Source organism: Myxococcus sp. AB025B (assembly GCF_006518215.1).
GTDB lineage: Bacteria > Myxococcota > Myxococcia > Myxococcales > Myxococcaceae > Myxococcus > Myxococcus fulvus.
In genome coordinates, this window is sequence record NZ_SRLW01000365.1 from 1 (window position 1) to 8,910 (window position 8,910).

The following is an 8,910-nucleotide window of genomic DNA, read 5'->3' on the forward strand; positions in this document are numbered from 1 at the left end:
CGCGCGTCCTCCAGCAGCGCGCCCACCAGCGCCAGCACCACCAACGGGAACGACACCCCCCAGTGCTTCCGCCCCAGGAGCACCTCCGCGAGCACGCCCACTGCCAGGGCCACGCCGAGCGTGCGCCGGGGCGCGAAGGGCTTCACCCGGGGCCGGACGACGGGCTCCACGGGAGCGGCGCTCTTCGCGGTCGTGGGAACAGCGGGCAAGGACGATGACATGACGGCGCACCCCGGACGGACGTCGGCTGGAGACGTCCGCAGGATGCGTCCTGCCCGTGCACGCGGGGCTTCGGAGCGGGCGAGCGGTCGCCCGCGCCACCTGGCCGGCCTACGTCCCCGGCTGACCGGCCTTCAGCCACCCCTCGCGCTCCAGCAGCCCCACCACGCGGGCGGCCACTTCGTCGCGGATGCGGTGCACCAGCGCCTCCGACTTGCCCTGGGGGTCATCCAGCGGCCAGTCCTCGCGCTTGAGCCCCGGCACGCTCGGGCAGGCCTCGCCACAGCCCAGCGTGATGAGCCAATGCGCGTCCTTCGCCAGCTCGTCCGTGAGCCGCTGGGGTCGGGCGCCCGTCAGGTCCAGGCCCGCGTCACGCATGGCCGCGAGCACCTCCGGGTGCACCTGCTCGCCAGGCTGCGTCCCCGCGGAGATGGCCCGTGCCTTGTCCGGGTCCGCCAGCACGTTGAAGAACGCCGCCGCCATCTGCGAGCGACCCGCGTTCCGCACACAGGCGAAGATGACCTTGTTCATCGCTACGACTCCTCCTGGTCCCTGGCCGCGCCGCGCCCCTCCCCCGCGCGACGCTCGTCATGAGGACATCCCCTCATGGGCTGCCCCGCGCGGAAACTGACACATCCCGTGAAGGGATGCTCGCAAAGAGAGCGGAAAGGCCCTTGTCTGTCTGTATGGGTTGGTAAGGCCACAGCGGACAGCCCGGGGGTGTCTGCCCTGCCCCATTGGTCAACGCTTGTCTGCGGGACACCGGGCCCCCCGCAGGAGAGGATGCATAGGTTCAGGCGACGACCATGCACCCGATTCCCACATGGCTCTGGGGCGTCTTCTGGGCGGCGGTGTTGACGCTGCTCGTGGTGGACCTGCTCGGACACCGGGGCCACCACGGCGAGTCGCGCCGGGCGGCCTGGATGTGGACGGGCGTGTGGGTGACCGCGGGCCTGGCCTTCGGAGGGCTGGTGTGGGCGGTGCTCGGCCCTCACGCCGGCCAGGAGTACCTGGCGGCGTGGCTCATCGAGAAGAGCCTCAGTCTGGACAACGCCTTCGTCTTCCTCGTCATCTTCCAGAGCCTGTCGGTCCCCGTGCGCGCGCAGCACCAGGTGCTGTTCCTGGGCATCTTCGGCGCGCTCGTCTTCCGCGCGCTCTTCATCTTCGTGGGGGCGGCCGCGCTGGAGCGCTGGTCCTGGGTGACCTATGTCTTCGGCGCCATCCTGCTGGTGACCGCCTGGCGCGTGCTGCGCGAGGACCCGGCGAAGCAGCGGGACAACCGGGCCGTGAGCTGGCTGTCGCGTCACCTGCCGGTGACGCAGCACCTGCATGACAAGAAGTTCATCGTCCGTCGCGAGGACGGCCACCGCGTGGCCACGCCGCTCCTGTTGGCGCTGTTGGGCCTGGAGCTGACGGACATCCTCTTCGCGGTGGACTCGGTGCCGGCGGCCTTCTCCGTGACGAAGGACACCTTCATCCTCTACAGCTCCAACGCCTTCGCGATTCTCGGCTTGCGGGCGCTGTACCTGGTGCTGGCGGGCACGCTGGGCACGCTGCGCTACCTGCACCACGGGCTGGCGGGCGTGCTCGCGTTCGCGGGGCTGAAGATGGTGGTGACGCCCTGGTTCCACGTCCCGCCGCTGCCGTCGGTGCTCGTCATCGTCGCGCTGGTGGGCACCGCCGTCGTGGCCAGCGTCATCGCCCGCCGCCGGGAGGCCCCGGCCGCCTCCCAATGAGGAGGGGCCGGAGCCGGAGGCGACAGCGCGGCGTCAGTCCTCGACGCCCGCGCCCGCGCCGGACAGGTCGTCCGTGGCGTCGCCGAGCACGAAGCCGTCGAAGGCCGCGTTGGCCATGACCTTCACGCGCTCCTCGTGCTTCTTGATGAGCGCCATGTTCGCGGCGGCGGCCTTCCTGGACGCCTCCGAGAGCGTCTCGCCGGTGCCGTTGGCGGTGTCCGACAGCGCTTCAATCTGCTCCTCCAGGCCCGTGCGCGCCTCCTCGAGCTGCGCGCGCGCGTCAGCGGACAGCGAGCCGTCCTCCAGCTTCTTGTCCAGCTCCGCGACCTGCTTCTCCATGGCCTCCACGGCCTTGGCGCTCATCTGCCGCACCGCCGCCGAGCTCTCCGCCACCATGGACGCGTAGACGGTGGAGGTGATGGTCTGGAACTCGTTGGGCGACATGCCGTGCTTCTTCAGGCTCTCGATGTACGCGGCGCGCACGTCCGCCATCATGCTGCCCAGCAGGTTCATCGCCTCCATCGCGGAGTCGAAGGAGGGCTTCGCGTCATCCCCCGTGCCGTGCTTGTCCCCGAAGGCCTTGGACTTCTCCTCGTAGGTCTTGAAGACGGGCAGCGACGACTCGCGCACCGAGAGGTACGTCGTCAGCCGGTCCTCCTTCAGCGCCAGCACCTCACCGTCGGCGGGCACCGTGAAGGGGTGGGCCTTGTTCAGCTCCACCAGCTCCTTCTGCTGCGTCTCGATCTTCTTGACGGCCGCCAGGCCGTCGCTCGCCTTGTTCGCGACCCACAGCCCGCCCACCACCATGAACCCGACGATGCCGAGAATGATGACGCCACAGCCGATTCCCACCCCGATGAGGACCTTCTTCATTCACCCCTCCGAGAAAAACGAGTCATGCCCCCCGTGCTATCCGGGTGCGTCCCCAGGAGCAAGTGCGCCATGCCTGCTCGGCAGGTCCGGAATACCCCGTGGATTTGTCCAGGGCAGGCGAGGTGTCAGGGCCAGGCGGCCACCTGCGCCGGGGCCAGGAGCACGCGCGGCAGGCGGACCATGAAGAGGGTGCCGTCGCGCGCGTTGGAGCGCACGCGCAGCCGGCCGCCGTGGGCATCGACGATGTGCTTCACGATGAAGAGGCCCAGTCCCAGGCCGCCGCGGCCGTCCCTCGACTCGGGGCGCTCGGCGCGCTTCATGGGCTCGAACAGGCGCGACAGCAGCTCGGTGGGGATGGGGTCGCCCATGTTGTGCACGCAGAGCACCACGGAGTCGCGCGTGCCATGGGTGCGCACCAGCACCGGGCAGTGGCTGGGGCTGTAGCTGATGGCGTTGTTCACCAGGTTGGTGATGACCTGGGCCAGCCGGTCCGCGTCCCACAGGCCCGCGCCGCTGCCGCCGTACTCGAGCTCCAGCGTGCGCTCGGGGTGCGCGAGCCGCACCTCGTCCAGCACCTGCCGCGTCAGCTCGTGCAGGTCCAGGGGACGGGGCTGCATGGGGATGCCCCCGCCCAGCCGGGCCTGGGTGAAGTCCAGCACGTCGCGCAGCATGCGCGTGGCGCGATTGGCGCTGGAGAGGATGCGGTCGATGACCTTGCGCTGGCGCTCGTCCAGGTTCTCGCGCCGCAGGAGCGTGGTGGACGCCATGGTGATGGCGGACAGGGGGTTGCGCAAATCGTGGCCGACGATGCCGATGAGCAGCTGCTCGAACTCGGCGCGGCGCCGGGCCTCCTCCTCCGTGGCGCGCCGCTCGGTGACGTCCTGCATGGCGCCCACCATGCGCAGGGGCCGGCCGGCCGCGTCGCGCACCACCTGCCCCCGGTCCTCGACGACGGCCCAGGTGCCGTCCCCCCGGCGGAAGCGGTACTCGTCGCGCCAGTGCTCCTGGCCCTGGTCCATGACGGCCTGCATGTCCCGGGCGACGCGCTCGCGGTCATCGGGGTGGATGCAGAGGGTCCACCAGTCGATGTCCATCGGCGTGTCGTGGGACGCCACCCGGAACTGGTGCAGGGCCAGCTCGCTCCACTCGATGCGCCCGGTGGCCAGGTCCCAGTCGTAGATGACGTCGCTGGTGGCGCGCGTGGCCAGCCGGTAGCGCATCTCCGACTGCCGCAGGACCTCCTCGGCGCGGCGGCGCTCGGTGATGTCCAGGGACACGCCCGACACGCCGCGCACCCGCCCGTCCGGGCCCAGGTCCGGGGAGACGTAGGCCATGAACCACCCGCCGCCGACCTCCATCTCCAGGGAGAACGTCTCGCCCGCCTGGGCGCGGCGCGCGGCGTCGAGCAGCTCCGGCCGGCCCGCGTACACCTCCGCGGTGTTGCGGCCCACCATGGTGCCAGGCTCCACGCCCATGGCCTTCAGGCCCTGTCCCTCGAAGAGGGTGATGTTGCCCACGGCGTCGGTGGCCCACAGCACGACGGGCAGCTCGGTGATGACCCGGCGCAGCCGCTCCCGGGCCTCGTCGCGCTCCTTCTGCGCCAGGCGCGCCTCGGTGACATCCGTGGAGATGCCGCACACCGCATGCGCCTGTCCGCCCACGCCGGGCAGGGCGAACTTGAGCGAGTGATAGGTGTGCCAGCCGTCCGGGCGCCGCACGTGCTCGTCGGACTCCAGGGGGCTGCCCGTCGTGAGGACGCGGCGGTCATTGGCGGTGAACACGTCCGCCACCTCGCGGGAGAACAGCTCGTAATCGGAGTGCCCCACCGCTTCTTCCCTGCGCACGCTGCCGTGGACCTCGAAGGCCCGGTTGACGAAGAGGTAGCGCCCCGAGGCGTCCTTCGCGTAGATGGCGGCGGGCGCGTGCTCCAGGATGTCGTGCAGCTTCGTCTCCGTCTCGCGCAGCGTCCGCTCCCGTTGGTGGGAGTGGCGCTGGACCGCGTCCGCGATGCACACGTCGATGACCCGGTTGAGCGCGCGCATGCCCTCGAAGTCCGGGGCCCACCCCGCGTCCTCCAGCACCTCCACGAGCACCTCCCGCAGCAGGCCGTACTCGCGCACCACCGCGGCGATGTCCGAGCCTTCCCGGGCATGCTCCGCGCCGCGCCCGCCCAGGGCCAGCGGACCGCTCCAACCAGGCGAGACGCTGAGCACGCGCAGCAGCTCCACCACCGAGTCCACCCAGGCCTGAGAGCCCGTCAGCGGCGCGAGGCGTCGGCGCGGGGCCTCGTCCGCCGCCGCGCCCGCGCGGGCCTCCCAGCGCCGGGCGATGTCCTCCCGTCGCGAGGACAGGAGGTCCAGCAGGAGGCTGGTGGGCATGGGGCAGGGGTTCATGGGCACGCCCTCCTCCCCCGTCTCGAACGAGGCCAGGACCGACACGTCCCAGCCACGCAGCGCGCGTCCTTCCGGGGGCGCGCTCGTGCTGGCCCGCCCTTCGCCGGTCGCTCGTGGGAGCGGACCGTGCTGGATGATTCGCGCGGAGGCATGGCCGTCAGCAATGGGATATTGCGCCCGAGGCTCGCGGGCTCCTTGCCCTCTCGTGCCGACTGGACGCAGCCCCGCTCGGGAGGCGGGCATCAGGGCGCTTCGTGTGCCGTCCGGTGTGGAGTCGTGGTTCATGCGCAGGGCACCGGCGAGCAGGCGCCCCACATGCCACGTCGTGCACGCCGGGCCTGGGCCTCCAGGGCCTCGAGTTCCCGACGGCGTGAGTCACCCGCGGGCGGGACATGGAGCACGCAAGCGAGGCCCCGCTCCACGAGCAGCGCGCTCACGTCGCGGCCATCGACGAAGACGTAGGCGAGCCGGCGACCGAAGCGGTCCTCACACGCCTCCGCGTCGACGAGTGTCACGTGGCGACCTTCGACGAGGCTCCGGTTGAACGCGTGCGCCTCGCGGCCGAAGCACTCGTGTCTGCCCGCCGTGCGCTCCGGGGTGTCCGCGAGCAGATAGCGGACACGCACGCCGCCCTCCAGGACGAGGGTGTCACCGTCGAGGACCTCCGTCACCAGCCCCGTCGAGGGTCCACACCTGCCCCCCGGGTCCGCACCGCACCCGAGGGCGCTCGTGACGAGCCATGCCGTCAGGAGGACGAACCACCGGGTCGCGGGGATGGGGCTCAGCGCGGGCATGCGCGGTTCTCCAGTCCCGGCGTACCCCGGTCTCCCAGGCCATAGCGCGCGCTCGAGGGCGCGGCGCAGAAGCTCCCTGGCAGGTCATTGCGCTGGGCATCACTGCTCGCGGGGTCCACCTGCCAGGACACGCCCGGTGTCGCGGCGTTCGACCAGGTGATGGCGTCCAGCACCCGGCCGTCCCTCATCAACCGGAGCGAGCGGGCTCCCGCGGTGTTGGCGAGGTTGAAGGAGAAGGTGGCCAGCACCGCCGGCAGGCCCCCGTTGAGCGCCGGGTCCAGGCTGCGCGCGAGCACCGCGCGGCTGCCAGTCCTCAGCGACAAACAGAGCGCGGCGTCGAGCGTCGTGCTCGCTCCGCTCTCGTTCATCAACGTGACGCCGTTGAGGTCCACCTCGCGTGTCGCGAGGATTTCGACCCACTCGCCCACGCCGTCGGCGACCACGGTCGGGTCCGCCATGAGCTCCGTGAGGACGAGAGAGCCGACCTCCGGTACGCGGACCGCGCGAGCGCGCCCCGTGACCCGGTCGATGCAGGTGGAGCCTGGGGGACCGGCATCTGGCGGCCCAGCATCCGGCGGACCGGCGTCGCGAGGCCCCGCGTCCGAGGTCGAACCTGCATCGCGCCCGCCATCCGTGGAGCCGCCCCCTGAAGAGCCCGCGTCGCGCCCTGCATCCGAGGCACCGGCGTCCCCTCCTCCGCCATCCGCGGACCCGGCGTCCGTGTCGCCCTCGGTGCATCGAGCGTTCCCGCGTCCCGGAGTCCCCAGGTTGCCACGCTCGCCATAGCGCTCCCGTGCGGGACACCATGACGACAGTGAATCGTTGTCGGACACATTCGCTCGCTCCACCGACACCTGGGTCGCCACGCCCTCGCGCGCGGGGCCGTACTCGACCGCGTCCACGACCACGCCCCCTGCTCGCACGAGCACGACACCGCCCGAGTTGCGGAGGTCCACACCGAACGTGGCCAGCGGCGTGGGCAGCCCTCCGTTCAGGACCGCCTCCGCGCGACGGGCCAGCAGCGCGTACCCTCCCGCGGGGAGCGACAGACATTGCGTCCCCTGCAACCGTGTCCCCGAGGTGTCCGAGCCCACCGTCAATCCATTCAGGTCCACCGGAGCCAGGGCCAGGACCTCCACCCACTCGGCCGAGGTGTCATCGCCGATGGGGTTCACCATCAGCTCGGTGATGACCAGCTCACCCACGCGGGGCCACCGCACCGGACGCGCCGCCAGTCCCTCCAGCGGGGAACAGCGCTCCACGCCCGCATCGCCTCCCGAGGCCCCTTCCGTCGGAGCGCAGGGCGTGTTCGCCGAGCCCGGACTGCCTTGGAACGAGCCACCCACGGTGGAGCCCTCGGAGTCGCACCAGCGCGTCGGGTCGTCATTGCCGGCGGAGTCCGGCACCAGTCGCCCGTCATACACACGCGCGACACCGCTCTTCGCGGGCGCCGTGAGCGGGACTTCATCCACCACCCGGGAACCACACCGCAAACCCAACCGTCCCGACGCATTCCCCAGCGCGCCCAGCGAATCGCCGTAGGACAGGTCCACGTGCGCGGGCACGGTCCCCTCGCGAACGTCGCCCAGCACCAGGTAGTCACCGGGTGCCACCGACAGCGGCGCGTCGAACAGGAAGGTCTTCTCCCGCGAGCCATCCGAGCGCGACGCATGGAGCGTCAGTCCCTCCAGGCTCACCGGCACCGAGAGCGGATTGTGCAGCTCCACGTACTCGCGCCCCGTGTCCGTTCCGTCGGGGTCGTTCAAGTACTCGGTGATGACGACGTCCCCCGGCAACAAGTCCGCGCAGGCGTCCTCCGCCCACTCCTCCGCCGGCGCCCCACAGCCGCTCAACCCCACCACGCACAACCACCATCCCCAGCGCCTCACGTCACCCCTCCTCATCACCGACTCCCATCCCCACCACTCCACGCATCAGGCCACCAGCAACCCGTCCTCGTCGACCCACGAGGGCACCCCAGCGCCCGTCCCTTGGACACCCCATCCAGGTGGAACCGGTGGCGCAGCAGGGTCGGCGGGGCGCCCCAGACGCATCGCAGGTCTCGCCTCGTCCTCCCACGAAGGTGCTCGGCGCATGCCACGTCAGAACCGCGTCTCCACCTCCAGTTGGAACAGGTGGCGCGGTTCATCCGGCGGCGTGCGCGCGGTCCGCGCGTCCTTCAGGTCCACGACCCACGCGTAGCGCCCTCGCATCGTCGTCCTCTCCAGGACGCTCCAGCGCAGGTCCACCGTCGTGCGCACCTCCTGTCGGAGCCGCGTCCTCTCAGACAGGTCCTCGTCCCTCCACTGGACCCGACCTCCCACTCGCCAGGACTCCGCCGGCCGAAGCTTCAGTTCGACGAGCGCCCGCCCATCCCATCGCGCCTCCGTCGCCCCCGTCTCCACCACGCGCGCATGGCCGTACTCCCAGGCCACCTCGACCTGCTCCGACAACACCGAGCGCACCCGCGCCGTGGCGCCCTGTCGCCCTCCGTTCGAGCACGCCGCCCTCTCCTCCGGCTCCGCGTCCCCGTCCCGCTCCACCTCCGCGCAGAGCGTGGACAACCCCGCGCCGGACAAGCGCGCATCGAGCCGGAGCGACGGCTGCAACCACGCCAACGACACCACGTCCACCCGGGCCGAGGCCCTCAGACGCGTCAGCCCCGCGGTCCCCTCCACCGCGCCATCCGAGGGCAGCGTCCAGCCATCCACCTGTCCGCGAAGCCGCCACGCACCCTCGTCGCGATGCAGGTAGCGCAATCGCACGCCCAGCTCGTTGCGAACCCGCTGCCCCTCCAACACGTCCGCCCCCGAGGTCGCGCCACTGTAGGGATTCACGAAGCCCCGTCCGTAGTAGCGCAGCGACACCTCCAGCTCTCGCCCCACTCCCGAGACC

Annotated in this window: 7 protein-coding genes and 1 pseudogene; 1 reads left to right on the plus strand and 7 read right to left on the minus strand. The window is 71.3% G+C overall.

Annotated elements, in window-relative coordinates; translation table 11 throughout:
* Together FL311_RS37735 and FL311_RS37740 are read right to left on the minus strand one after the other, a co-directional pair.
* Positions 1–221, minus strand: a 221-nt coding sequence (locus FL311_RS37735; RefSeq protein ID WP_141332513.1) for a hypothetical protein, incomplete at its 3' end; no start/stop codon positions are given.
* Between the two features lie 109 nt (positions 222–330).
* On the minus strand, positions 331–750 hold the full coding sequence (locus FL311_RS37740; RefSeq protein WP_141332514.1) for an arsenate reductase ArsC: 420 nt from the start codon (positions 748–750) through the stop codon (positions 331–333).
* Between the two features lie 275 nt (positions 751–1,025).
* Between FL311_RS37740 and FL311_RS37745 the strand changes: the two genes are divergently transcribed.
* Positions 1,026–1,955, plus strand: a complete 930-nt coding sequence (locus tag FL311_RS37745) for a TerC/Alx family metal homeostasis membrane protein (protein ID WP_141332515.1) — start codon at positions 1,026–1,028, stop codon at positions 1,953–1,955.
* A gap of 33 nt (positions 1,956–1,988) precedes the next feature.
* Here the strand turns inward: FL311_RS37745 and FL311_RS37750 are convergent, their stop codons facing one another.
* From FL311_RS37750 to FL311_RS44480, 5 genes and pseudogenes are all read right to left on the minus strand, one after another.
* Complete coding sequence (locus tag FL311_RS37750) at positions 1,989–2,828, minus strand: hypothetical protein (protein WP_141332516.1); 840 nt, start codon at positions 2,826–2,828, stop codon at positions 1,989–1,991.
* A 125-nt stretch (positions 2,829–2,953) separates the two neighbouring features.
* Positions 2,954–5,221: a PAS domain-containing sensor histidine kinase gene (locus FL311_RS37755; RefSeq protein ID WP_141332517.1), complete on the minus strand. Its 2,268-nt coding sequence runs from the start codon at positions 5,219–5,221 to the stop codon at positions 2,954–2,956.
* Between the two features lie 281 nt (positions 5,222–5,502).
* Positions 5,503–6,015, minus strand: a complete 513-nt coding sequence (locus FL311_RS37760; protein ID WP_141332518.1) for a thermonuclease family protein — start codon at positions 6,013–6,015, stop codon at positions 5,503–5,505.
* On the minus strand, positions 6,003–7,904 hold the full coding sequence (locus tag FL311_RS37765; RefSeq protein ID WP_228557344.1) for a lamin tail domain-containing protein: 1,902 nt from the start codon (positions 7,902–7,904) through the stop codon (positions 6,003–6,005). Before FL311_RS37765 ends, FL311_RS37760 begins: the two co-directional genes overlap by 13 nt.
* Before the next feature lie 213 nt (positions 7,905–8,117).
* Positions 8,118–8,910: pseudogene (locus FL311_RS44480) on the minus strand (hypothetical protein); the annotation flags it as partial.

Bases quoted from the DNA above. Each gene is read 5' to 3' on its own strand.
- FL311_RS37740 (WP_141332514.1), bottom strand. From the start codon at position 750: ATGAACAAGGTCATCTTCGCCTGTGTGCGGAACGCGGGTCGCTCGCAG.
- FL311_RS37745 (WP_141332515.1), top strand. From the start codon at position 1,026: ATGCACCCGATTCCCACATGGCTCTGGGGCGTCTTCTGGGCGGCGGTG.
- FL311_RS37750 (WP_141332516.1), bottom strand. From the start codon at position 2,828: ATGAAGAAGGTCCTCATCGGGGTGGGAATCGGCTGTGGCGTCATCATT.
- FL311_RS37755 (WP_141332517.1), bottom strand. From the start codon at position 5,221: ATGAACCCCTGCCCCATGCCCACCAGCCTCCTGCTGGACCTCCTGTCC.
- FL311_RS37760 (WP_141332518.1), bottom strand. From the start codon at position 6,015: ATGCCCGCGCTGAGCCCCATCCCCGCGACCCGGTGGTTCGTCCTCCTG.